This window comes from Sorangium sp. So ce375, assembly GCF_051473855.1.
Lineage (GTDB): Bacteria > Myxococcota_A > Polyangia > Polyangiales > Polyangiaceae > Sorangium.
The window spans coordinates 10964593-10987796 of sequence record NZ_CP150335.1 but is presented as its reverse complement, the minus strand read 5'-3'; the positions used below and the strand labels follow the sequence as shown (position 1 = coordinate 10987796).

Sequence of the window (23204 nt, the reverse complement as noted above, 5' to 3'; positions counted from 1 at the left end):
GGCCGGGCGCGGTGACCACTGGCCACTGAGGGGGCGCAAGGCCACGACGCCCTCCCGCGGGGAGGCCAGCCTCTGGCGGATGAGGGCGGCGCGTGGAAAGGCGTCCTCCGGCGTGAAGACGCCTTCAGGGCGATGGCCCCGGTCGGCCGCCCACACACACCCGCAATTCGGCCGCGTGGCGAAATGTCACAGAGCGCGGGCGCGCGAAGCCCGGGCTCGCGCCCGCCAGAAGCCCGCAGGCTCGGCGCATCCGTGATATCTCACCGATGGAACTCGGCCGGGCGCCGCGCCCGCGAGCGGCGCCTCACGGCGGACGGTCCCCCTGGCCGATTCTCGCGATGTGCCCTGATACGAACTGCGAGGTCCCATCATGAAGCACACGATTGAGCACGATCTGAGCGACAGCGAGGCGAAGCTGGCGACCGAACGCGCGATCGCGCAATACCGAGAGCGGTACGCCGAGTACGAGCCTTTCCTCGTGTGGCGCGACGAGCGGCGCGCCGAGCTCGGCTTCTCCGTGAAGGGCGTGAAGCTGAAAGGCAGCATGGAGCTCCGGCCCGGCGCCGTGGACGTGGACCTCGACGTGCCCCTCCTGATGCGCCCCTTCAAGGGGGTAGCGATCGGCGCGATCGATAAAGAGGTTCGTCACTTCATCGAACAGGCGAAGCGCGAACGGGCACAGGGAGGCGGCAAAGCCACCTGAGCGGGCGGACTGTTCCGCTATGGACATGCGCGCCGGCCGGCGCTATGTTGCTGCAACAGTATCTACTTCGCCGGCCGAAGTACGCCCCGCGACACGACTCACTCCAGTGCTCGGCCGGCAGGGGGCTGTCTCACCGCGCGCCCTGCCGGCCTTGTTGTCGTGCTCACGGAGCGAGCGCCCTCACGGCCGTCAGCTTGTGTGATGCCAGCACGCTGTGGAGCGCCGTGATGCGGCCGCTCGCGTCGATGTCGCAGCGCATGACGAACCGCGGCGCCAGCTTCTCCACGGTGGTCCTGCGCTCGATGACGACCGCCGGGAGGCCGTTGATGAGGCGCAGCTCGTGGCGGAGCGCTCCGGGGTCGTCGATCCTCAGCAGGCCGACGTAGAACCGCGCGACCCGGTTCGGGCCGACGACGATCCGGCGCGCCGCCTTGAACTCGCCGTTCGCGTCGTTGATGACCCGGACTTCCTCGCTAAGGAGCGCCTCGACGGCGGCGACGTCCTGCGTCGCCAGCGTCTGCAGGAAGCGCACGAGCGCCGCGCCCGACCGCTCGACGAGCTCGGGCGAGGGGCGGCAGCGCTCGCGATCGTACGGCTCGAGGGCGCGGCGGGCGCGGTGGTGCGTCGTCTTCACGCTGGCCTCCGACAGGTCGAGCGCGGCGGCGGTCTCCTGGACCGAGTAGTCGAAGACGTCGCGGAGGAGGAGCACGGCGCGCTGCTGCGGGGTGAGCGCCTCGAGCGCGATGAGGAACGCGAAGGACGCGCTCTCGAGGAGGTCGTAGCGGCCCTCGGTGCCGTCTCGGCCGGGGATCTCGAACGACGGGGGCTCGGGCTCCGTCTCGATCGGCGAGGGGAGCCACGGCCCGTCGTAGGCGAGGCGCTTGCGGCGCCGGAGCGCGTCGCGGCCGAGGTTCAGCGCGACGCGCGCGAGCCACGGGCGGACGGGCTCTCCGGTGCGAGCGGGCGGGCGCTCCAGCGCGCGGACGAACGTCTCCTGCACGATGTCGTCCGCGTCGGCAGCGCTGCCGGTGAGCCGGTAGGAGAGGGCCCAGAGGAAGCGCTCGTGCTCGCGGTAGCTCGCGGCGGCGAAGCCCGCGGCGGCGAGCCCCGCGCGCGGGCAGGAAGGATGCGAGGCCGTGGAGCTGCTCATGGAGCGTCGGGTAGCCCCGTCACGCCGCGCGGTCGAGGGCGCGGCGCGAGAGGATGGCCCCCGCGGCGTCCCGCGCGCTGGCGAAGCTCGCGTCGGCGAGCATGCCCGTCGGCCCGACCCAGTCGCCCGCGAGGAAGAGCCCGTCGAGATCCGGGACGCGGACGCCGGGGCGCGCCGCGTAGCCGCCGCCCTCCGCCGGGACCACGGCGTTGGAGACGACGAGCGAGGGCAGGAAGCGGCGCTCGACGAGCGCGTCGCGGTAGCCGGGCTGCACGCGGTCGAGCAGATCCTCGAGCTCGCGCTCGGCGTCGCGGCCCGCGAGCTCGGGGCTGTACTGGGCGGTGTGGATCACGGCGCCGCCGCCGGGCGCGAGGCGCGCGGCGCCCGAGTGGACCGACAGGTAGAGCGGGCGGTCGACGCCGAGCACGAAGAGCGGGCGCGGGCGAGGGAGCCTCGACAGGGCGACGTCGAGGCACGCGGCGCGGATCGGGACGGCGCGCTCGGCGTGCGCCGCGAGCGCCGTGCTCGCGGGCGCGAGCGCGGCCGCGGCGCGCGGGCTCGCGGCGACGAGCACGGCGCCGGCGCCGAGGCGGTCGCCGTTCGCGAGCTCCACGGCGGAGACGGCGCCGCCCTCGGCCGCGATCTGCGTCGCCCGCACGCCGGTGAGGATCTCCACGCCCGCTGCCACGGCGGCGTCGCGCAGGCCCTCGACGAGCGTCTTCCAGCCGCCGTCGAGGTAGAGCACGCCGTGGCCCAGGGCGTGCTGTACCTGGGCGAGCGCCGCGCCGGCGCTCTGGCGATCGTCGTCGGCGCAGTAGGTCGACAGCCGGACGAGCGTGCCGACGAGGCGGCGCACCTCGGGCGCGCGGAAGGCGTCGCGGAGCCAGGTCGAGACCGGGACCGACGCGAGCGGCGCGGGGTTCGCCGCGGCGAGGCCGCCGAAGACGCGGCCCATCTCGATCTTCGCGGCGAGGGGGAGGAGGCCCGTCGTGAGGAGCGACAGGGCGCCGGAAGGCAGGGTGTGCAGGGCGCCGCGGTCGAGGGCGAGCCCGCCCGACGTGGGCGGCGTCGCGCCGGTGTACCGGACGCCGAGCTCGCGGAGCACCTCGAGCGCCGCGCCGCCGCGGTAGAGCGCGTGGGCGCCTAGGTTCAGCGAGAAGCCGTGGCTCTCCTGCGTGGAGGCGCGGCCGCCCGGCGCGTGCGCCTTCTCGACGAGGGCGACCGACCGGCCCGCCCGACCCAGGTACGCCGCCGCCGCGAGCCCAGCGAGCCCGCCGCCGATCACCACCACGTCTTTTGTGGTCTTCATTACTTGTGCCCTTTCCTGGCGGTATCACGATCGAGGGCCCGGAAAGGTTACGTGCGCCCCGTCGATTTTTCGGAGCGGGCTCGGAGGGCTGGTCGGGGGAAGGGGGAAGCGGCGTGTCGGCGCTCAGGCGGCGCGGACGAGCGGCGTGTCGGCGCTCAGGTGGCGCGGACGAGCGGTGTATCGACGAGGTGCTCCGAGAGGAACCACACGTGCATCTCGTTCATGCGGAGGACTTCGCCCATGAGCAGGTCGGCGGTGCCGGCGTCGTCACCCGTCGCCGTCACCTTCAACGCCTCGTGCGTGTCCGCGAGGACCACCTCGTGGGCGTCGAGCAGGCGCGAGATCTGCACCGGCACCTGCTCGCGGCCGCGGGCCGGCCGCTCGACCCTCGTCATCTCCACGACGTCGTGCGCCATGGCCACCGCGATGCCGCCCAGCGTCTGCACCCGCTCGCCGAGCAGGTCGATGAGCGTGTTCTGCTCGTTGAAGTGCTTATCGAAGAGGAGGTGGAGCTGGTAGAAGGTCGGTCCGGAGACCTGCCAGTGGTGCTTCTTGTACATGTCGCGCAGGACGAGCGTGTCCGCCAGGATCTGATTCAACGCGCTGACGCTCGCCGTGCGAGTCTTTACGCTCAGCGCCAGCTGATACTCCACGAGCGTCCCGAAAGGCTGGATCTCGGGGCTTCGCTGCCGGAGTAGCGGCTGGGCCTCGTGGATTCGCGTCTGTCCATCCTTGCCACGTTGTTGCTGGTGCTTCGATGACATGATCCCCTCCTCGTCGACTGGTTCACTGCGTATCTAGGGCTGCGGCCGGCTCCGTCCACGGCCGCACGTCCGGTATCGTGTCCGCGCGGGGCAGCTTTCCGCGCGCGTCCGCTGGATAGCGCGCGCCGCGCCGCATCCGCGGCTCGCATCCGGCCGGGATTTCGTGCAAAGTCCAGCCCAGCATGAAACGGCTCCTGCTCACCAGCGCGCTGCCCTACGCCAACGGGCACATCCACATCGGCCACCTCGTCGAGTACACGCAGACCGACATCTTTGCCCGTTACTGGCGCATGACCGGGCGGAGGTGCATTTACCTGTGCGCCGACGACACCCACGGCACGGCCATCATGATGCGCGCTCGGCAGGAGGGGCGGAGCGAGGCCGACGTCATCGCCGACATGAGCGCGGCCCACCAGCGCGATTTCGCGGCGTTCCAGATCCGGTTCGACCACTACGGCAGCACGAACTCCCCCGCGAACCGCGCGCTGTGCCAGCAGATCTGGGCGTCGCTGCGCGAGCGCGGCATGGTGACCACGAAGGAGGTCACGCAGCTCTTCGATCCGCAGGAGGGCATGTTCCTGGCGGATCGCTTCGTCAAGGGCACCTGCCCGAAGTGCGCGGCGCCGGACCAGTACGGCGACAGCTGCGACAAGTGCGGCTCGACCTACGCCGCCACGGACCTGATCGAGCCGAGGAGCGCGCTGACGGGCGCGCGGCCCGAGCTGCGGAGCGCGCAGCACCTCATGGTGGCCATCGAGCCGGAGCGGCCGTTCCTGTCGACCTGGACGCAGGGCGACGGGCGGATGCCGAAGGAGATCGCGAACTACCTCGCGGGGCACTTCCTGTCGGAGCCGCTGCGCGACTGGGACGTGTCGCGCCCCGCGCCGTACTTCGGGTTCGAGATCCCCGACGCGCCCGGGAACTACTGGTATGTCTGGTTCGACGCGCCGGTCGGGTACATGGCCGCGAGCAAGGAGTGGTGCGATCGGGAAGGCGAGGCGTTCGACGACTGGTGGCGATCCGAAGAGACCGAGATCGTCCACGTCATCGGGAAGGATATCGTGTATTTCCACACGCTCTTCTGGCCGGCGATGCTGAAGAGCGCGCGCTTCTCGCTGCCGTCGCGCGTGCAGGTGCACGGGTTCCTCACCGTGAACGGAGAGAAGATGTCGAAGAGCAAAGGCACGTTCGTGCTGGCCTCGACGTACCTGAAGCACCTCGACCCGGCGTACCTCCGGTATTACTACGCGAGCAAGCTGAGCTCGAAGGTCGACGACATCGATCTGAACCTGGAAGAGCTCGTGAACAAGGTGAACGCCGAGCTCGTGAACAAGGTCGTGAACCTGGCGAGCCGGTCGTCGCGCTTCGTGGCGCAGACGGGGCTGTCGGCGGCCTACCCGGAGGACGGGGGGCTGTTCGCGGCGGCGGCGGAGGAGGGGGACGCGATCGGGGCGGCGTACGCGGCGTTCGACTATGCGCGGGCGACGAGGATCATCGTGTCGCTCGCGGATCGGGCGAACGAGTATGTCGACCGGATGCAGCCGTGGGCGCTGGCGAAGCAGCCGGAGAAGAAGGCGGAGGTGCAGGCGGTGTGCACCGTGGCGCTCAACCTGTTCCGGCAGATCGTGCTCTACCTGGCGCCGGTGTTGCCGAAGCTGGCCGACGACGTCGGGCGGCTGCTCGGGTGCCCGATGGACCGGTGGGCGCTCGCGAAGACGCCGCTTGTGGGGACGCCTGTGGCCGCGTATGAGCACCTCATGAAGCGGGTCGAGCCGGGTGCAGTGGAGAAGATGATCGCGGAGGGCCGCCCTGCCGAGGAGGCGGCGGCGCCGGGCGGGGCGACAGGGGCGCCGGCCGCGGAGGCGGCGCCAGCGGCAGCGGGCGCGGGGGCGGCCGTGGAGGACGACGGCGCGGCGCTCGCCAAGGAGCCGCTCGCGCCCGAGTGCACGATCGACGACTTCGGCAAGGTCGACCTGCGCGTGGCGCGCATCGTGGCGGCGGAGCACGTGCCGGAGGCGAAGAAGCTGCTCAAGCTGACCGTGTCGCTCGGCGGGGACGCGCGAAGGACGGTGTTCGCCGGGATCAAGGCGCATTACAAGCCGGAGGACCTCATCGGGCGGCTCGTCATCGTGTGCGCCAACCTGGCGCCGCGGAAGATGAAGTTCGGCCTCAGCGAGGGGATGGTGCTCGCGGCGGGGGATGAGACGGTGCACATCCTGGCGCCCGACTCGGGGGCGAAGCCGGGGATGCGGGTGCACTGAGCCGGCGGCCGGCGGCGCGGGCTCGGTGAGCCCGAGAGCCGCCGCGCCAGCGGGTGGCGACGAGCCCCCGTGGCCATGGCCGGCGGCGCGCCCGCTCATCGCGCTGGGCAGGATGCGTCGTAAGCGGTTGCGCTCGCGGAGCTCCTGACGAGATCCTGCCCGGATGACCCCTGAGACCGTCGATATCCTCGATCCGGACCTTTACCTCGCGGGCGCGCCGCACGATCGCTTCGAGATCCTCCGCCGGGAGGCGCCCGTCCACTGGCACCCCGAGTCGGCGGGCCGGGGCTTCTGGGCGATCACGCGGCACGCCGACGTCGCCCGCGTCTCGCGCGATCCGGCCGCGTTCTGCTCGGGGCGCGGCCTCTTCATCGAGGATCTCCCGCCGGGGGACATGCGCGACAACCCCGATGTCATGATCATGATGGACCCGCCGAGGCACGCCCGCTTCCGGGCGCTGGTCAGCAAGGGGTTCACGCCCCGTGTCATCCAGCGCCTCGAAGGGCACGTGCGGGAGCTCGTGACGAGGCTCATCGACGACGCCTGCGCGCGCGGCGGGTGCGACTTCGCCAGCGACATCGCGGGCAAGCTGCCGCTCTCCGTGATCCTCGAGGTGCTCGGCGTCCCCCGCGAGGATCAGGAGCAGATGCTCGACTGGACGACGCGGTTCTTCGGGGCCAGCGATCCCGACTACGGCGTCACGCGCGAGGAGCTGAACGCCGTGCTCCACAACATGAACGCCTATGCGCACGCGCTCGCCGAGGAGCGGCGGAAGGCGCCCAAGGACGACATGCTGAGCTTGCTCATGGCCGCCGAGGTGGACGGCGAGAAGCTCTCCTATACGGAGTTCGGCGGCTTCTTCAACTTGCTGCTCACGGCCGGCCACGACACCACGAAGAACCTCATCTCCAACGGGATGCTCGCGCTCCTCGAGCACCCCGACGAGCGCCGGCGTCTGCTCGAGGATCCGTCGCTCCTCCCGACCGCCATCGAGGAGATGCTGCGCTTCACGCCGCCGGTTTATTACTTCCGGCGCTCCGCGGTGCGGGACACCGAGATAGGCGGGCAGCGGATCGCGGCCGGGGACAAGGTGGTGCTGTGGTACGTCTCGGCCAACCGCGATGAGGCGGTGTTCACTGACCCGCACAAGTTCGATGTCGGCCGGACGCCCAACGAGCACCTCTCCTTCGGCGTCGGCCCCCACGTGTGCCTGGGCCTCGCGCTCGCGCGCCTGGAAGCGCGGGTCGCCTTCGAGGAGCTCCTGCGCAGGCTCCCCGAGCTCGAGCTCGCCGGGCCGGCCGTGCGGCTCCGCTCGAACTGGGTGAGCGGCGTGAAGTCGATGCCGGTCCGGTGCGCGCGCCCCGCCGGCTAGCGCGCGGCGCGCCGAGGCGCCGGGCCGCACGCGGCGGTCGCGCCGCAGCCCACGCACCGCAGGCGCTGCTCGACGAGCCCCGGCGCTCGCCGGGTCGATCGCTCATGACCCGTTCTTCTCGCTGAAGCGGTACACGACCGTCCCGAAGGCGTGCACCTCCCGGGAGGCGCCGTCGACGACGGCGACGTCGGTCCAGCAGATCCGCGCGTCGCGCGCGCGCACGACGGCGCGCGCGACGAGCCCGTCCCTCGGCAACGCCCCGAGGATCTGCGCGCTCAGGGCGATCGTCGCGCCCGAAGCCCCCGGCGACGGCGCGGCGACCGTCCACGGGGACGTGGCGCCGGCGGCGTCGATGAGCGTCAGGACGGCCCCTTCGTGCATGGCGCCTTCCTCGTCGAGGTTCACCGCAGCGGCGTCCATCGCCATCTCGACCGCGCCGCGGCGCAAGCCGAGGAGGCGCAGCTGCCTTCGCGACAGGAAGGGACTGGCCGCCATCGCCGCGCGGATCGCGCCCGCGAGGCCGCTCTGCGCGTCGTCCGAGGGAGCGACGCCGGCTCGTTCTCCCTCGGGAAGATCGATGAGGGGAGGGGAGCCCGCCGGCGCGCTGTCCAGTCCGGCCTCGCTCACGGTCGACGAGGCGTGCGCAACCGTATTCCCGTCCACGTCCCTGATGAGCGTCTCGAAGAAGCCCAGCTCGCGCACGCGGCGCACGGCGCGCGTCTCGACCCTCACCGCCTTGCGCGCCGCGCGCACGTAGCCGACGTGCATCGAGACGGTGCGGAGCGGCGCCTTGACCGCGCGAGGGGGCTCACGCGCGACGGCGTGCGCGGAGATCGACACGAGCGAGGCGATGGCGCCGCCGTGGACCAGCCCGAACATGGTGTTCCGCTCTTCGTAGGGCAGAGCGAGCCGCGATTGCGCGTCGTCGGTGGCCTCGATCTCCACGCCTAGGTCGGACGGATAGGAGCCGTCCTTGAACCGCGTCCTGATGTTCTCGGTCATGCCGTAGTGTCCGGAGATCGGCCGGGGTCGTCCAGCCTGGCCGCGCATGGCTGTCCACGCCGATCGACGCGTCTTGCTCACGCCGGTCGCCCTCGGCGCAGCGCTGCAGGGGGAGGACCTCTCTCCGGCGCGGCGAGCTGGACAGTACATATGATGATGGGAGAAAAATTCAATCGACCAAGAACGATATCGAATCTTCAGGCACCCCCAAAAACATGAGCCGCGCCGGGCTCACGCCGGCACTGAAGGGACCGGGAGCGCAGCTCCTCATGAGCTGCAGCTGATTCGGGTGGATCGAGACCGTGATCCCGCCGGATCGGGGGCCGCCGGTGCGCCCCGATCGGGCGCCCTGCCCGCCGCTTGGCACGCGCGATGTCGCTCGCTCCTCGTGAGAGGCGCACATCGCACGATGAGCAACTTCAGGAGGAATCATGACGCTTGGCAGGATGGTTCTTGTGGGATGTCTGTCGCTGGTCGGATCCGCCCTCGTCGCCTGTGGGAACGGCGATGCGGATCGCCTCGGCGAGGGGAGCGGCAACGTCGTCACGAGTACGCCCACGTCCGAGGGCGACGGCTGTACGCTCACCCAGGGCTACTGGAAGAACCACGAGGAGAGCTGGCCGACATCGACGCTCACCATCGGAGGGGTCGACTACACCCAGGAAGAGCTGCTCGATCTCTTTCGGACGGCCCCGCGGGGCGACACAAGCCTGATCCTGGGCCACCAGCTGATCGCCGCGCTGCTGAACGTGCGGAGCGGCGCGGACGACGCGGCCCTGGGTGGGGCGCTCGCGGACGCCGAGGCGTGGATGGTCGCCAACAAGGACGCCGATGGCCGGCTCCCTTACGGCATCAAGCAGGGCGACGCGGCCGACGAGGCCGTCTCGCTGGGAGGTGCGCTCGCGGACTTCAACGAGGGCGGCACCGGCCCTGGCCATTGCGACGGCGGCCCCGGCAGCGGCTCTGACGACCCGGGTGATGACAGCGGCTCCGGCGACCCGGGCGGGAGCGACGACGGCGCGGGCGGCTGCGGCCACGACGGGAGCACGGGAGAGAGCGACGGCGGCGACCCCAGCGGCGGTGACCCCAGCGGCGGTGACCCGAGCGGCGGGGAAGGCGGGTCTGCTCCGACGGGCCCGACGTGCTCGGACCCCTGCAGCGACGGGTGCGCCGATGGCTACATCTGCGTCGTCGGCTGCTGCGCGATCGTCGTCAACTGAGCTCGAGAGCACCGCCCAGGTCCCCCGGGAACGACGGGCTCGCACGAGCTGAATTTGTGGGGCATCTCACGCGGGTGCAGCGGCCGGCCGCTGCTGCACCCTGTCGGGATCGACGAGGGCCGCACGCCCGTCCATGGGTATTGACACCGGATATGTGAGCGCTCACAATCGGCCTTCCGGTCGTTCTTTCGCTTTGCTCTGGATAGCCCGCCATACGTGGGATCGGCACGGGGCGAGTGCCGACAGACGAGTCGCGCCATCGCGACAGGGGCCAGATCATGCTGAAACCAGGTGCTTATTCTTCTTTCCCGGCCGTCGCCTTGATGTTGCTCGCTTGCTCGTCGGAGACAGGCTCTCCCGGCGCGGGGGGCGGCGGAGCCGGTCCGACCTCGGGCGGCGCAGGTGGGGCCGACGCTTCCGCGGGCAGCGGGGAAACCGCCTCCACGGGGAGCACGAGCAATGACGGCGGCTCCTCCAGCAGCGGCACGACAGGGGATTCGACCGGCGGCGCTTCGCCGGCCGGGGGCGGCGGCACGGGGACCGGCGGCGCCGAGACACCCACGGGCAACCCGAGCCCAGGCTGCGGCAAGTCGGGGCGGCCCCAAAGCGGAACGGTCACGGTCGACAACGATCACATCTACACGTTCCCGGACAGCTACGACGGCAACACCCCTCTCCCCCTCTTGATGGGCTTCCACGCCTGCGGCAATCCCATCGACCAGTTCATCAACCTCACCCGGGGATCGGCGTTCGAGGCGGAGTACGTGCGCGCCGTGGGAAGGTCGTCGGACCGGGGTGGGTGCTGGAACTACGGCAACGACATCGCCAAGGTCCTCAAAATCTACGACGACCTCATGGACAACTACTGCATCGACATGGACCGTGTGTTCGCCACCGGCCACAGCTCCGGTGCCCAGATGATCGTGCAGATCCTGGCGCACAAGTCCGATGCCGAGCACATGCGCTTCAGGGCGGTCGCGCCCGTCGCGGCCTCCGACTACGGTGCGCTGCAGGTGTCCGTTCCTGTGATGTACATTCAGGGCAAGAACGACACCGTTCGCGGGGGAGACGGGGCGAGCACGGTCGCCAGGTTTCGCACCGCGAATGGGTGCGAGATGAGCTCGACGCCGTATTCCGAGGTCATGGGCTGCCAGAGCAGCGGCAAGGCGGTCAACCCCGGCTGCGTTTCCTACAGCGGCTGCTCGGAGCCGACGATCTGGTGCTCGCACGACGATCCGGCGTACAGCAACACGAGCCACGGCGTGCCGTGTTTTGCCATCCAGGCGATGTACGACTTCTTCACGGAGTTGCCGTAAGGACGTTCCGGCCCGATCGTTCGTCGTCTCCGCATGGCGGCGGACGCGAGCGAAGGTGAGGACGGGAGACGGAAGACGAGAGCACACGCAATCCGGACGGTGAAGCTCTCACCGATTCACCCGGAGGCGCTTGCGCCAGCCATTCCCCCACGTCAACATGCCGTCGAATCGGCGTGCGGGGTAGTCCATAAAAAGACGGAACGCCGCTGTCCGGGCCGAGCACACGTTCCACAAGAGCCCCCTCGCCCTGCGGGAGAGGGGAGAGCAAGCGGAGCTGCGGCACCCTGCGATGCGCGTGCGGGCGAAGCACTATCGAACCGGCGAGCCGCTCGATCTCGTCTGCGAGCGAGGCGCGATTCAGCGCCTCGACCCCGCCGGCGCCGAGCCCGCCGATTGCGAGGCGGACTGGGTCGCTCCCGCCTTTTGCGATATGCAGATCAATGGCTGCGAGGGGATCAGCTTCAACTCCCCCCAGCTGACGCGCGCACAAGTCCACCACGTCGTGGACACGTGCCAGCGCCACGGCGTCGCCCAGCTCTGCCCCACGCTCGTGACGAGCTCGTTCGACGCCCTGATGCACGGCCTCCGCACCCTTCGCGCCGCGTGCGACGAGGATCGGGACGTGAGCCGGGCCATCGCCGGGATCCACCTGGAAGGCCCCTACATCTCGCCGGACGATGGGCCGCGCGGGGCGCATCCGAGGCAACATGTCCGCCCACCCAGCTGGGAGGAGTTTCAGCGCTTTCAGGACGAGGCCGCCCGCGGCATGATCAAGATGGTGACGCTGGCGCCGGAGACGGAAGGGGCGCTGCCGTTCATCGAGAAGCTGGCGAAGGCGGGCGTGGTCGTCGCCATCGGCCACACGGCCGCGTCGGCGAGCTGCATTCGCGACGCGATCCGCGCGGGCGCGCGCATGAGCACCCACCTCGGCAACGGTTCCCATGCGATGTTGCCCCGGCACGACAACTACCTCTGGGAGCAGCTGGCGGCGGATGAGCTCTCGGCCAGCATCATCGCCGACGGGCACCACCTCCCCATCCCGGTGATGCGCAGCATCCTGCGCGTCAAGACGCCGGCCCGGCTGATCGTGACGTGCGACGCGTGCCCCCTGGCCGGGCTGCCGCCCGGGAAGTACCGCGAATGGGATCAGGAATTCGAGATCCTCCCGGCGGGCAAGATCGTCGTGCTCGGCACCAGCTTCCTCGCCGGCTCCTGGGCGTTCACGGACCTGTGCGTGCGCAACCTGCTCCAGCTGGGCGAGACATCCCTGCCGGACACCATCGATCTGGCGTCGAACCGGCCGCGCGCCTTGCTGGGGTTGCCCCCGCGCCGGATGGAGGTCGGCGAGCCGGCGGAGTTGATTCTGTTCGATTGGTCGCCGGGGCAGGAGTTTCGCTTACGGGCGATCGTGGTGGGCGATAGATCACCTCTGCACTGCACAGCCTCAGCTGCCTGACCCGGTTCCCGGGGACGAGCTCGTGCGACACGGCGTCAGATCTGCCGAAACCTACGAGCTCGCGCGCGCCAAGCTCGTTGGGCAACTCACGCGGACGACGCGGCCGCCCGTCGCCGCGCGTCCGGCGGGACGAGGAGCGCCGCGCGCCGATCGAATTTGGTTGACGCCGCAATGTGAACGTTCACAATTGCGTCGACCCCCGGAGTGAGGGACGGCGGCCGCGCGACCGAGCCGTGCCGTTCGGCGTTGTTGCGCGCGCTGTCGCTCGGGTTGTCGTACCGGACAAACGCTTAAAGTAGGTGCTCAACATGGATCACGCTCGTTCGAGCCTGGTGACCGGTCTTGTATTCTCGGCATTGCTTGGGGCTTGCGGCGGTACGGAGAACCAGGAGCCCGAGCCGGACTCGGCGGCCTCTTCTGGCACGGGATCTTCGTCGTCGAGCTCCAGCAGCAGCAGCAGCAACAACAGCAGCAGCTCGGCCAGCAGCGGCGCAGCGGGAACCGGCGGTGAGGGAGCCGGCAGCGTCGCCGGTGGAGGCGGTAGCGGCGGTGAGGGCGCCGGCGGTGGCGACGGGGGCAGCGGCGGCGGTATCGAGCCTGCTGTCTGCCCTGAGACCTACTCCAATCCTCTCATCTGGGAAGACCTCCCCGATCTGGAGGTCATTCGCGTCGACGACACCTACTACTACACGGCGTCCACGTTCCACCATTCGCCCGGAGCGCCCCTGCTACGCTCCTACGACCTGGTCCATTGGGAATACGTCTCACACTCCGTTCCCCTGCTGGACTTCGACGCCTCGTACGACATGAGCAGGGGTAGATCGTATGTCAACGGCATCTGGGCGTCCACGCTCCAGTATCGGAAGAGCAACGAGACCTTCTACTGGATGGGCTGCATGCACAACGCGGGCGGCGGCTGGGTCTTCACCTCCAAGTCCCCCGAAGGCCCGTGGGAAAAGCACAAGGGTGGTTGCTACTACGACATGGGGCTGCTCATCGACGACGACGACACCATGTACGTCGCTTCTGGAAACAACACGATCAGCGTGGCCCAGCTGAGCGCGGACGGCTTCAGCCAGGTCAAGAGCCAGGTCGTGTTCCAGACGCCGGCTAACCTCTCCGGACCGCTGGAGGGATCTCGCTTCATCAAGAAGGACGGGGCCTACTACATTTTCACCACGCAGTATGCGAATGGCGAGTACGTGCTGCGCTCGACGAAGGGGCCGTTCGGTCCCTACGAGCTGCGGCCCTTCGCGGTCAAGCTGCCCTACGCTGGCGCTCCGGGCTCCGGTGGATCGCCGCACCAAGGCGGCGTCGTCGAGACGCAAAACGGGGATTGGTACTACCTCGGATTCAATGACTCGTACCCGGCTGGCCGCATCCCGGTCATGGCCCCGATGACGTGGACCGACGGCTGGCCCTCGCTCACCTTGGTGGACGGCAAATGGGGAGGTACGTACCCCTTCCCGGACCTGCCTTGCGGATCGAACCGCGTGAAGCCGCGCGTGAACAAGGACATGTTCGAGGGAGCTGCCCTGCGCCCCGAGTGGGAGTGGAACCACAACCCCGACAAGACAAAGTGGTCCTCCGGGGCTGGGCTGACGCTGCAGACGGCGACGGTGACCGACGATCTCTATGCTGCGCGAAACACGCTGACACACCGCATCGAAGGTCCCGTCTCCATCGCGACGATCGAGCTGGACTATAGCAAGATGCAGAACGGTGACGTGGCCGGCCTCGCCGCCCTGCGTGACGTGTCGGCGTGGATCGGGGTCAAGAGAGCGAACGGGGCGACGCGCGTCGTGATGACCAATGGGGTCAACATGAACACCTCCTGGGCCACGACGGGCAAGGGTACCGAGGCGGCTGGCGCCGACGTGTCCGGCGGCAAGATCTGGCTGCGCGTGGAGGCCAACATCCGCACGGACGGCGGCGGTGGGCAAGCGCGCTTCTCCTACAGCACCGATGGCACCCGATTCACCAGCCTCGGCAACACGCTCAGCATGAACAAGAACTGGCAGTACTTCCTCGGTTACCGGTTCGGTATCTTCAACTACGCCACGCAGTCTCTCGGTGGCTCGGTGAAGGTCGCGTCCTTCGAGATAACCAAGCCGTAACACGCGAGCCGTTCGTCCGCCTCACGGACGTCTCGAGCGACGCGAGCGCTTCGCTCGTCCGAACACCTGGCCCTGGACGCCGCCGAAAGCGCGACAAGGGGCGGCCGGACAGGCTTCGCGACCCTGCTGAAGCGCCTCGTCGAGCAGCCCACCAGATGAGCCTGGATCGATGATCGGCCCGGGTCGCAATCGAGGCAAACGCATCGATGTGTCCGGGGCGCCGCGCGCGGGAGGCGCGGCGACAATCCGAGCTGCGGGCTAGACGAACGGCATTCTCCGTCTATCCTTGATAGGTGCGCTTGGGGGAGCTCTTGGGGGGGCGCTTCCGGATCGAAGCGCTCGCGGAGGCCGGCGGGATGGGCGCGGTCTACCGCGCCTTGGACGTCACCACCGGAAGGCGGGTCGCCGCCAAGGTGCTGCACGATCCGTCGCCGGACCACCTCGCGCGCTTCGCGCTGGAGGCGGAGCTCCTCGCCCGGCTCGATCACCCGGGGATCGTGCGGTACATCGCCTACAAAGCCGCGCGCGAGAGCACGCCCTTCCTGGTCATGGAATGGATCGAGGGAGAGGACCTCTCCCGCCTCCTCTTGCGACGGCGGCTCACCGTCGCCGAGGCGGTGGCGCTCGGGGCGCGCGTCGCTGCGGCCCTGGGCGCCGCCCACGCGCGGGGGATCGTCCACCGCGATCTCAAGCCGGCCAACATCCTCCTCGTCGGCGGACGGATCGAGGAGCCCAAGCTCCTCGATTTCGGGGTCGCCCGCTTCTCGGACATGCACCCGATCACCGGCGCTGGGGTGCTTGTCGGCACGCCCCAATACATGGCTCCGGAACAGGCGCGCAGCGGCGATGAGGTCGGCGCGCCCGCCGACATCTTCTCGCTCGGATGCGTGCTCTTCGAGTGCCTCACAGGCGCCCCGCCGTTCCAGGCGGATCACCTCGTCGCGCTCCTCGCCAGGATCATCTTCGACGAGCCGCCGCGCCTGTCGCAGCTCTGCCCCGACGCGCCCCTGTGGCTCGACGCGCTGCTCTCGCAGATGCTCGAGAAGGACCCGGCGCGGCGCCCGCGCGACGGGGCCGCGGCCCACGCCGCGCTCGCGACGCAGGAGGTCCAAGGCGGATGGAGCTCGGCGCCGACGAGCTCCGCGCTCACCTGCAGCGAGCGCCGCTTCCATGGCGTCGCGGTGGTGGGCCGCGCGCCGGCTTCCGCGCTCGACGCCACCGTCTCCGTCTCCGACGTGAGCGCGGACGCCGGCGCGCTCCGAGAGGTCGCCGCCCGCTTCGAGGGGCGCCTCGAGCTGCTCGCCGACGGTACCGCGGTGCTCATCGTCGGCCGCCCGCACGTGCCTACCGACGTCGCCGCGCAGCTCGCGCGCTGCGCGCTGGCCCTTCGCGAGCGCGTCCCCGATCGCCCGATCGCGATCACCGTCGGCTGGGGCGAGCTCGGGTGCGGACTGCCGGTCGGCGACGCCATCCAGCGCGCGGCGGGGCTGCTCCGGAGCGTGGGCCGCGCGGGCGCGCCGCAGATCCTCGTCGACAAGACCACCGCCAGGCTGCTCGAGGCCCGCTTCGAGGCCGCGAGCACCGCGTCCGGCGCCCTCGAGCTCCGCGGCGAGCGGGGCGCCGCCGCGCCGTGGCGCCCGCTCCTCGGCAGGCCCACGGCCTGCGTCGGCCGCGATCACGAGCTCCGCCTGCTGGATCAGACCTTCGCCGGGTGCGCCGGCGAGCCGGCCGCCCGGGCGGTGCTCGTCATCGGCGGCGCGGGCATGGGCAAGTCCCGCCTCCTCCAAGAGCACCTCGCGGCCCTCCGGCGCGCCGGTGCGCCCGCGGAGATCTGGGCGGGGCGGGGGGATCCGCTGCGCGCCGGATCGATCGGCGGCCTGCTCGCGGAGGCGATCCGGGGCACGGCGGGGATCAAGGGCGGCGAGCCCGTCGAGGAGCGGCGCGCGCTCCTCCGGGCCCGCGTCGCCCGCCGCGTTCCCGAGGCGGAGCGGCGCCGGATCGACGAGTTCCTCGGCGAGCTCGCCGGCGTCCCGTTCCCCGACGAGGACAGCCTCCCGCTCCGCGCCGCCCGGCAGGATCCCGAGCTGCTCGGCGAGCAGATGCAGCGCGCGCTCCGCGATTTCCTGCGCGCCGAGTGCGCCGCCCAGCCGGTGGTGCTCGCGCTCGAGGACGTGCACTGGGCCGATCGCGCCTCCGTCGCGGCCATCGACGCGGTCTTGCGCGAGCTCGCGGACCAGCCGCTCGTGGTGATCGCCACGGCGCGCCCCGAGATCAAGCAGGCGTACCCCGATCTGTGGGCCGAGCGCGGTCGGCAGGAGCTCTGCCTCAGGCAGCTCTCGCCGAGGGCGTGCGCGCAGCTCGCGCGGGAGGCGCTGGGCGACGCGGCCGACGGGGCGCTCATCGATCGCCTGGTCACCCAGTCCGAGGGCCAGCCCTTCTTCCTCGAGGAGCTGATCCGCGCGACCGCGGAAGGCCGGGCCGACGCGCTGCCCGAGACGGTGGTGGCGATGGTGCAGGTCCGGCTGGAGGCGCTCCCGCCCCCCGCGCGCCGGATCCTGCGCGCCGCCAGCGTGCTCGGCGAGGTGTTCTGGCGAGGCGCCGTCGAGCACCTGCTCGGGGGCGGCGAGGCCGCGCTGCTCGCGAGCCACCTCTCCGCGCTCGTCACCGGAGAGCTCTGCGTACGCCACCGCGAGGGCCGCTTCCCCGGCGAGGAGGAGTACGCCTTTCGCCAGGCGCTCCTGCGCGAGGGCGCGTATGCGCAGCTCACCGAGGAGGATCGAGCGCTCGGCCACCGCCTCGCCGCCGGGTGGCTCGAGGCCGCGGGCGAGACCGATCCGCTGGTGCTCGCGGCGCACTGCGAGCGCGGCGGGCTGACAGCCCGGGCGGCGTCGCTCCTCGTCCGGGGCGCCGAGCTCGCGGCCGCGCGCCGGGCCTACCCCGACGCCGAGGGCTGCTACGGGCGCGCCGAGGCGCTGCTCGGCGCGCTGCCTCCTGCGGCGCGCCGCGCGCGAGGCCTCGTTCGCTTCCGGCTCGGCCGCTACACGGAGGCGCTCGCCGACCTCGCGGCGGCGCGCGAGGAGTCGGCCGCGGCGTCGGAGCCAGCGGCCGAGATCGAGCTCCTCCTCGACGAGGCCATGATCCTCGACTGGACAGGCGAGTATCAGGCGGCAAGCGGGCGGGTCGCGGCCGCCGAGCGCCTCGCCGACTGGGTGGCCTCCCCCCTGCTCGGCGCCCGCCTGCTCCTCGGCATGGGCCGCTCGCTCCACCGCGTCGACCGCGAGGACGAGGCCGCCATGGTGCTGACGCACGCCGCGGAGCACGCCGCGGCGCTCGGGGACGAGGGCCACGAGACGCACATCATCGCCCGGCTGCTGCTCGGCTTCATCCTGCCCAGCCTCGGCCGCGTCGAGGAGGCGGCGCAGGACCTCGACGCGGTGATCCGTAGCTGCGAGGAGCGCAGCGACCTCATGCACCTCGGCGCTGCGCTCAACAACCGCGCGCTAGCGCGGGCCCTCCTGGGCGACCGCGCCGGGATGATCGCCGATTTCGAGCGCACCATCGCGCTCGGGCGCGACCTCGGCCAGCTCGCGATCGAGCTCGTCGGCCGCTACAACCTCGCCGAGTACCTGTATTTGATGGACGATCTCGAGGCCGCGGCGTCCCACGCGCGCGCCGTCGAGGCGATAGCGCCCCGCTGCGGCGATCGCCACGCGTCGATCGCCTTGGCGCTCCTGAGCGCGCGCTTGCGGCTCTACCAGGGCGATGAGGCGGGCGCTCGCGAGATCGCCCTGCGGCTCCGCCCGGCGCAAGAGGAAGCCGGCTGCGAGGCGCTGAAGCCTTCGGAGGACGTGCTCTGCGCGATGATCGAGCTCGCGACGCGCGACGACGACCGCGCCGCGTGGGCCGCGCTCGAGGAGCGCTCCGCGCGCTGCTCGGTAGGGCAGGAGCGGATCGAGGTGCTCGAAGCGCGGGCCCTCGCCGCCCTCCGCCGCGGCCGGCACGCCGACGCCCTGTCGCAGCTCGAGCGCGCCCTCGCGGCCGCCTCCACCATTCCGACCGTCATGGGCGGTCGCCTCCGTCGCTGGCACGCGGAGCTGACGAAGCGGACAGAAACGGACGTTCGCGACACCCACCCTCGCCGCCGCTGAATCACCTTTCACGGGCGTGACAATGCCGGAAAAGGTAGAACATTGAACCCATAGCGAACCTATGGATGATGGTTGGTGCGTTCGCGCGCCGCGCGCAGGGAGCCGCCGGGTCGTGCGCCAGAAATGGGGGGGAACCCATGTCTCTCAAGCGGACATTCATCGTGCTTGGCTGGGCTGGGGTGCTGTCGGGCTGCGCCGCCGAGGTCGGGGACACCGGTGCGCAGGATGAGCTTGTCGGGGAATCCCAGGGGGCGCTCCTGAGCGGCAACGCGCTCAGCGCGAACGCCCTGAACCTCAACGCCTTGAACCTCAATGCCCTGAACCTCAACGCCCTGAACCTCAACGGCCTCAGCGCGCAGAACCTGGCCGTGATCCGGGATCCCGGTCCTAACGGCACGCTGGCGCGCGAGTTCATGCGTTATGCGACGAGCTGCGCCCTGAACAGCACGGGGTCCTTCAACTTCTCGTGGACGGACTCCAGCGGCAAGATCCACAACGAGAAGTACCCCGGTCTGCTCGGCGTCGCGCCCACCTGGGCGAGCGGGCCGCTCGACGAGCTCGGGCAGCGCATGGTCACGAGCTGCGTGGCGGCGCGCGTGAACTACTATCAAACACCGGTCCTCCTCTCCGCCCGCTCGCTGCGGGATCCGCTGAAGACGCTCTCTTCCAGCCAGGAGCTCATCGATTATCCGGACGTCGAGGGGGCCTTCTGGGGCAACCTGTTCGCCGCGCAGCCCTACCTCAACACCTGCTACAACAGCGCGACGGTCGACAACTCGCGCGCCCACCAGCGCGACTGCGCCGCGGGCCACATGACCTCCGAGGGCCAGATCGTGGAGTGCGGGGTGATCCGCATCGTCGGGGCGTGCAGCCGGGTCTGCCAGTCCCTCAACGGGGCCGGCCAGTACTACCCGTCCTGTGTCGACCGCCCTGGCCAGAGCACCGCGACCACGAAGGAGGTGATCACCACCGCCTTGCCCTGACCGACGCGCCGCGGCGGCTCGCGAGATAGCGCCCCCTCCTCTTCTGGGAGGGGGCGGTAACAACCTACTCCAGAGGGCGAAACGCTTCGTCCCACTTCTTCTCCTTCAGCCTCTGGAGGAAGGGGAGCCACGACGCCTCTCGCTGCGCGAGCTTGCTCACGCCCATCGCCTTCAGCTTTTTTAAGTACTGGGCAGAGATCAAGGAGTGATCGTCTCGGAAGTAGGCGCTTCCCACCGCGAGCTCTCCAAAGATCTGGACGAGGCGCAGCGCCGCGGCGTGCTCGTCCCGATACCTGTCCCGTTGATAGTTCAGCGTGATGGCGACCCGTCGCGCAAAATACTCCGTCACCCCCTCGTCGAGCGAATCGCCGAAGAGTCGACGAAAATTTCCGGACGCGTACAGGTGGATTCCCTCGTGGATGATCGTGCTCGGCTCTCCTCGGCTCGTGCTGAGGTAGATGGTTCCCTCTTCCGTGAACGCGTTGACCTGGCCGCCTCCAGGCAGCGAGGCCGCGTACTTCCGCTGAGCGGCCTTGAACAGGTTCGCGCTCAGCACCACGTAGTGCTCGGCGATGTTCACGCCCGCGTCGACCCGCCTCCGCACGTAGTCGCCGAGCACCTTGCGAACGGCGTCGTCCACGGGCCCCGGATCGTGGGGCCTCACGGCCCCGACCAGTCGAACCTTCAACGCCTTCACGAGATCGGGAAAGTCGTTCGGCACGGGCTCGGGGTACGGAATCCAGTTGTCCGGGGGAGCCAGCACGCGCGCACCGGCCTCCAGCATCTCCTCATCGCGGGCGGCCTCCGTGATCTCCTGCGGCGACGCCGCCACGATGAGCTGGTATATCTCCGCGTAGCGCACCGCCTCCCGCTCCGCCGACGCCTTCGAGAAGATGCGGTACAGCATATCGCTCAGCGTCTCGTACACCGGGTTGCTGAACACGTCGTGCCACCTGCTGTGTTGCTCTCCGGTGGGCCGATACCTCCCTCCAGGCTCACCCGCGCGCCAGACGTGGCGGCCATCGCGCATCCGCTGCCAGAAGCCCGCACGGAAATAGCTCGGTACCCAGCTCGCGCGTTGGGCCACGGTCCCCGGCGCTGTCAGGCCAACCGCCGCCTTCGGCTGCGCCACCGTGGCCGGGTGGGGCGCCCTCGGCTGCGCCACCGTGGCCGGGTGGGGCGCCCTCGGCTGCGCCACCGTGGCCGGGTGGGGCGCCCTCGGCTGCGCCACCGTGGTCGGAGTCAGCGCCCTCGGCTGCGCCGCCGTGGCCGGGTGGGGTGCTCTCGGCTGCGCCACCGTGGCCGGGTGGGGCGCCCTCGGCTGCGCCACCGATCGCCCGCGGCCTTGGCCACCTCGCGTCCCGTTGCTCATCGCCGTACGTCTACCCGCGCACGCTTCTACCGGCGCACCCGGCGCCCAGCCAACTTCCCCGCCGCCGCGCTCGGCGTGGCTCAGGGTGCTGGCAAGCTCGACAACCGCGGTGCTCCGATTGGGAGGTCGCCGCTCCTGTTCCAACGTAGCTCCCGAGAGAGCGAAGCAGGGGGCGGTGAGCGCCTCACGTCCAGCCTTGGGCTGGCCGCGCGTCCGCTGGCAGCCGCATCGTGAACGTCGTACCGCGACCGGGAGCGCTGTCCACATGGACGCTCCCGCCGTGGGCTTCTGCGCAGGCGCGTACCAGCATCAGACCGAGGCCCCATCCGTGTGCGCGGTGCTCGCCTGCGGCGCGCATGAATGGATCGAACAGCGTCTCTTGTGCCTCCGGCGGGATCGGCTCGCCCTCGTTGTGCACGTTCACCTCGACGCCGTCCGGCCGCTTCGTGATGGCGACGGCGATCGGCGCGTCCTTCGCGCCGTACTTCAGCGCGTTCGAGATGAGGTTCCAGAGCGCGCGTCGCAGCTCCGAGGCACCCCAGAACCCTCGGGCGCCCTCGTCTGCGTGCAGCACGATGCGGCCTGGGTGATCGGCCGCGAGCTCGTTGACGAGCTCGCGGCCGAGCTCGCTCAGGTTGCACTCCGCGAGCGTGAGCGAGAGACGCCGGCCGGCGTGGATCCGATCGGCGTCGAGCAGATCGGTCACCATGCGGTCCGCCCGATCCAGGTTGCGGACGACGACCTCGACCCGCTTCGCGACGTCCGGCCCGTTCGCGTCCGGCTGCGCGGCGAGCAGCGTCGCGGCCATCCTCGCGGCCGATAGCGGACCGCGGAGATCGTGCGCCAGGACCGAGACGAACCGGTTTCGTAGCTCGCGCGCGACGCGCAGGGCATCGAGCTGGTCGAGCAGCTCCGTGTAGATTCTGGCGTTGTCGAGGTGGAGCGCGAGCCGCTCGCCGACCGCCGCGATGCGCCGCGTCTCACGGGCGGTGAACGTCCGCTTTTCACGGAGGCCGATGTACAGGACGCCCATGAGAGAACGCTGCGGCGGGAGACGGATGCCGAGCAGCGAGTGGATGCCGCTGTGCCGGAGTTTATCCGGCACGTCGAGCAACGTGGTCTCCACGTCGCGCATCGACATCGCATAGTCCTGCAAGGCGACGGCGCCTGCGAAGGACGAGGCGTCGACAGCTCGCACGTACTCGACGAACGGCTCATCGGCCAGGCCCACCGACGCGACCATCTCCAGCTTCCCGGTCCTGATGTCGTGCAACAGCAGCGCAGCCGTATCGGCGTCCATCGAGTCCATGACGACCTCAAGGACCTTCCTTAAACGCCCCGACGACAGGGGCGCCTCTCCGCCGAAAGGCTGCAAGAACGGCTCATGGAGCAGCCGTAGGTAGCGCTTCTCGGTTTGCTCGTCCTCCAGGAGGTGTTGCCGGAACGCTTGCGTTACGAACATGGAACGGGCGTGGATCTCGGCGAAGAGGCGATCGATCTCCTCCAAGCTCGGCCGCTCCTCGGTGGCTGTGATGGACCAGGTGCGCACGATCGCGCGCCCGAGGATGGCGAACTCTTCCAGCGCCTCCTCGAGGCTGAAGCCGGCACGCAAGCGTGAGGACAGGTGGCTCTCGATGAGCTCGTTTCGCTCGCGGCACACTTCCTCCCCGTCCCATCCACGCGCGAGCGACCGCACGTACTTGGGCATCATGTTCGTCAGCTCGGGGCGCTCCAGCCCCCTCGCCACCGCTGCCCTGTTCGCTTCGTTGGCCCAGGATTCGACGATCTCTGGTGCGTGCGCCGCGATGATCTGCTTGATCGTCCGCATCGCCCCCCCACGTTCTTGTCGAGATGATTCTTGATCCTTAAGGGGCGCGACGGGGCTCTTGCCAGTGCGCGTCACCGAGGCTCTGGATCATACCACCCGAGCGTTTGGACGCATTCCCAGTCTCCCGGTTAGCGTTGGGGGCTCGATGGCAGCGGAATAAAGCCGGAGCGCGTTCGGCTGAGCGAGCGCACGAAAGCCGTTAA

General features: G+C 70.3%; 15 protein-coding genes. 9 read left to right on the top strand and 6 right to left on the bottom strand.

Annotation, left to right across the window (positions count from 1 at the left end):
• Positions 1–370 precede the first annotated feature (370 nt).
• A complete protein-coding gene (locus tag WME90_RS41080) occupies positions 371–703 on the top strand; it encodes a polyhydroxyalkanoic acid system family protein (protein WP_437277553.1) in 333 nt (110 codons plus the stop codon).
• A gap of 163 nt (positions 704–866) precedes the next feature.
• Here the strand turns inward: WME90_RS41080 and WME90_RS41075 are convergent, their stop codons facing one another.
• The 3 genes from WME90_RS41075 to WME90_RS41065 all read right to left on the bottom strand — a co-directional run bounded on the left by WME90_RS41075 (position 867) and on the right by WME90_RS41065 (position 3926).
• The gene (locus WME90_RS41075) at positions 867–1853 is read right to left on the bottom strand and encodes a sigma-70 family RNA polymerase sigma factor (RefSeq protein ID WP_437277552.1); all 987 of its coding nucleotides are present in this window, start codon (positions 1851–1853) and stop codon (positions 867–869) included.
• Between the two features lie 19 nt (positions 1854–1872).
• Complete coding sequence (locus tag WME90_RS41070; RefSeq protein ID WP_437277551.1) at positions 1873–3162, bottom strand: phytoene desaturase family protein; 1290 nt, start codon at positions 3160–3162, stop codon at positions 1873–1875.
• Positions 3163–3317: 155 nt separating this feature from the next.
• Positions 3318–3926 carry a Dps family protein gene (locus tag WME90_RS41065; protein ID WP_437277550.1) on the bottom strand — a complete coding sequence of 203 codons (609 nt, stop codon included), beginning with the start codon at positions 3924–3926 and terminating at the stop codon, positions 3318–3320.
• 182 nt (positions 3927–4108) lie between these two features.
• Here WME90_RS41065 and metG point away from each other — a divergent pair, with 182 nt between their 5' ends.
• A complete protein-coding gene (gene metG / locus WME90_RS41060; protein ID WP_437277549.1) occupies positions 4109–6187 on the top strand; it encodes a methionine--tRNA ligase in 2079 nt (692 codons plus the stop codon).
• Positions 6188–6350: 163 nt separating this feature from the next.
• Complete coding sequence (locus WME90_RS41055) at positions 6351–7559, top strand: cytochrome P450 (protein WP_437277548.1); 1209 nt, start codon at positions 6351–6353, stop codon at positions 7557–7559.
• Between the two features lie 102 nt (positions 7560–7661).
• Here WME90_RS41055 and WME90_RS41050 read toward each other — a convergent pair whose 3' ends face one another.
• Positions 7662–8561, bottom strand: coding sequence for a hotdog fold thioesterase (locus tag WME90_RS41050; RefSeq protein WP_437277547.1), 900 nt, complete (start codon positions 8559–8561; stop codon positions 7662–7664).
• Positions 8562–8992: 431 nt separating this feature from the next.
• Between WME90_RS41050 and WME90_RS41045 the strand changes: the two genes are divergently transcribed.
• The 6 genes from WME90_RS41045 to WME90_RS41020 all read left to right on the top strand — a co-directional run bounded on the left by WME90_RS41045 (position 8993) and on the right by WME90_RS41020 (position 19801).
• Positions 8993–9781: a hypothetical protein gene (locus tag WME90_RS41045; protein WP_437277546.1), complete on the top strand. Its 789-nt coding sequence runs from the start codon at positions 8993–8995 to the stop codon at positions 9779–9781.
• Positions 9782–10059: 278 nt separating this feature from the next.
• Positions 10060–11097, top strand: a complete 1038-nt coding sequence (locus WME90_RS41040) for an alpha/beta hydrolase family esterase (RefSeq protein ID WP_437277545.1) — start codon at positions 10060–10062, stop codon at positions 11095–11097.
• Between the two features lie 289 nt (positions 11098–11386).
• Positions 11387–12553: an N-acetylglucosamine-6-phosphate deacetylase gene (locus WME90_RS41035; RefSeq protein WP_437277544.1), complete on the top strand. Its 1167-nt coding sequence runs from the start codon at positions 11387–11389 to the stop codon at positions 12551–12553.
• Positions 12554–12861: 308 nt separating this feature from the next.
• A complete protein-coding gene (locus WME90_RS41030; RefSeq protein WP_437277543.1) occupies positions 12862–14670 on the top strand; it encodes a family 43 glycosylhydrolase in 1809 nt (602 codons plus the stop codon).
• A gap of 299 nt (positions 14671–14969) precedes the next feature.
• Positions 14970–18818 carry a serine/threonine-protein kinase gene (locus tag WME90_RS41025; RefSeq protein ID WP_437277542.1) on the top strand — a complete coding sequence of 1283 codons (3849 nt, stop codon included), beginning with the start codon at positions 14970–14972 and terminating at the stop codon, positions 18816–18818.
• 137 nt (positions 18819–18955) lie between these two features.
• Positions 18956–19801 carry a hypothetical protein gene (locus tag WME90_RS41020; protein ID WP_437277541.1) on the top strand — a complete coding sequence of 282 codons (846 nt, stop codon included), beginning with the start codon at positions 18956–18958 and terminating at the stop codon, positions 19799–19801.
• Positions 19802–19865: 64 nt separating this feature from the next.
• On the opposite strand, the gene WME90_RS41015 is transcribed toward WME90_RS41020, so the two are convergent.
• Both WME90_RS41015 and WME90_RS41010 read right to left on the bottom strand, forming a co-directional pair.
• Positions 19866–21173: a hypothetical protein gene (locus tag WME90_RS41015; RefSeq protein ID WP_437277540.1), complete on the bottom strand. Its 1308-nt coding sequence runs from the start codon at positions 21171–21173 to the stop codon at positions 19866–19868.
• Positions 21174–21357: 184 nt separating this feature from the next.
• Positions 21358–23001, bottom strand: coding sequence for an ATP-binding protein (locus WME90_RS41010; RefSeq protein WP_437277539.1), 1644 nt, complete (start codon positions 22999–23001; stop codon positions 21358–21360).
• Positions 23002–23204 lie beyond the last annotated feature (203 nt).

What these genes read in the sequence shown, in the direction of transcription:
- WME90_RS41065 (WP_437277550.1), bottom strand. Translation starts at nt 3,926, where the DNA reads ATGTCATCGAAGCACCAGCAACAACGTGGCAAGGATGGACAGACGCGA.
- WME90_RS41035 (WP_437277544.1), top strand. Translation starts at nt 11,387, where the DNA reads ATGCGCGTGCGGGCGAAGCACTATCGAACCGGCGAGCCGCTCGATCTC.
- metG (WP_437277549.1), top strand. Translation starts at nt 4,109, where the DNA reads ATGAAACGGCTCCTGCTCACCAGCGCGCTGCCCTACGCCAACGGGCAC.
- WME90_RS41010 (WP_437277539.1), bottom strand. Translation starts at nt 23,001, where the DNA reads ATGCGGACGATCAAGCAGATCATCGCGGCGCACGCACCAGAGATCGTC.
- WME90_RS41055 (WP_437277548.1), top strand. Translation starts at nt 6,351, where the DNA reads ATGACCCCTGAGACCGTCGATATCCTCGATCCGGACCTTTACCTCGCG.
- WME90_RS41075 (WP_437277552.1), bottom strand. Translation starts at nt 1,853, where the DNA reads ATGAGCAGCTCCACGGCCTCGCATCCTTCCTGCCCGCGCGCGGGGCTC.
- WME90_RS41045 (WP_437277546.1), top strand. Translation starts at nt 8,993, where the DNA reads ATGACGCTTGGCAGGATGGTTCTTGTGGGATGTCTGTCGCTGGTCGGA.
- WME90_RS41070 (WP_437277551.1), bottom strand. Translation starts at nt 3,162, where the DNA reads ATGAAGACCACAAAAGACGTGGTGGTGATCGGCGGCGGGCTCGCTGGG.
- WME90_RS41015 (WP_437277540.1), bottom strand. Translation starts at nt 21,173, where the DNA reads ATGAGCAACGGGACGCGAGGTGGCCAAGGCCGCGGGCGATCGGTGGCG.
- WME90_RS41030 (WP_437277543.1), top strand. Translation starts at nt 12,862, where the DNA reads ATGGATCACGCTCGTTCGAGCCTGGTGACCGGTCTTGTATTCTCGGCA.
- WME90_RS41080 (WP_437277553.1), top strand. Translation starts at nt 371, where the DNA reads ATGAAGCACACGATTGAGCACGATCTGAGCGACAGCGAGGCGAAGCTG.
- WME90_RS41040 (WP_437277545.1), top strand. Translation starts at nt 10,060, where the DNA reads ATGCTGAAACCAGGTGCTTATTCTTCTTTCCCGGCCGTCGCCTTGATG.
- WME90_RS41020 (WP_437277541.1), top strand. Translation starts at nt 18,956, where the DNA reads ATGTCTCTCAAGCGGACATTCATCGTGCTTGGCTGGGCTGGGGTGCTG.
- WME90_RS41050 (WP_437277547.1), bottom strand. Translation starts at nt 8,561, where the DNA reads ATGACCGAGAACATCAGGACGCGGTTCAAGGACGGCTCCTATCCGTCC.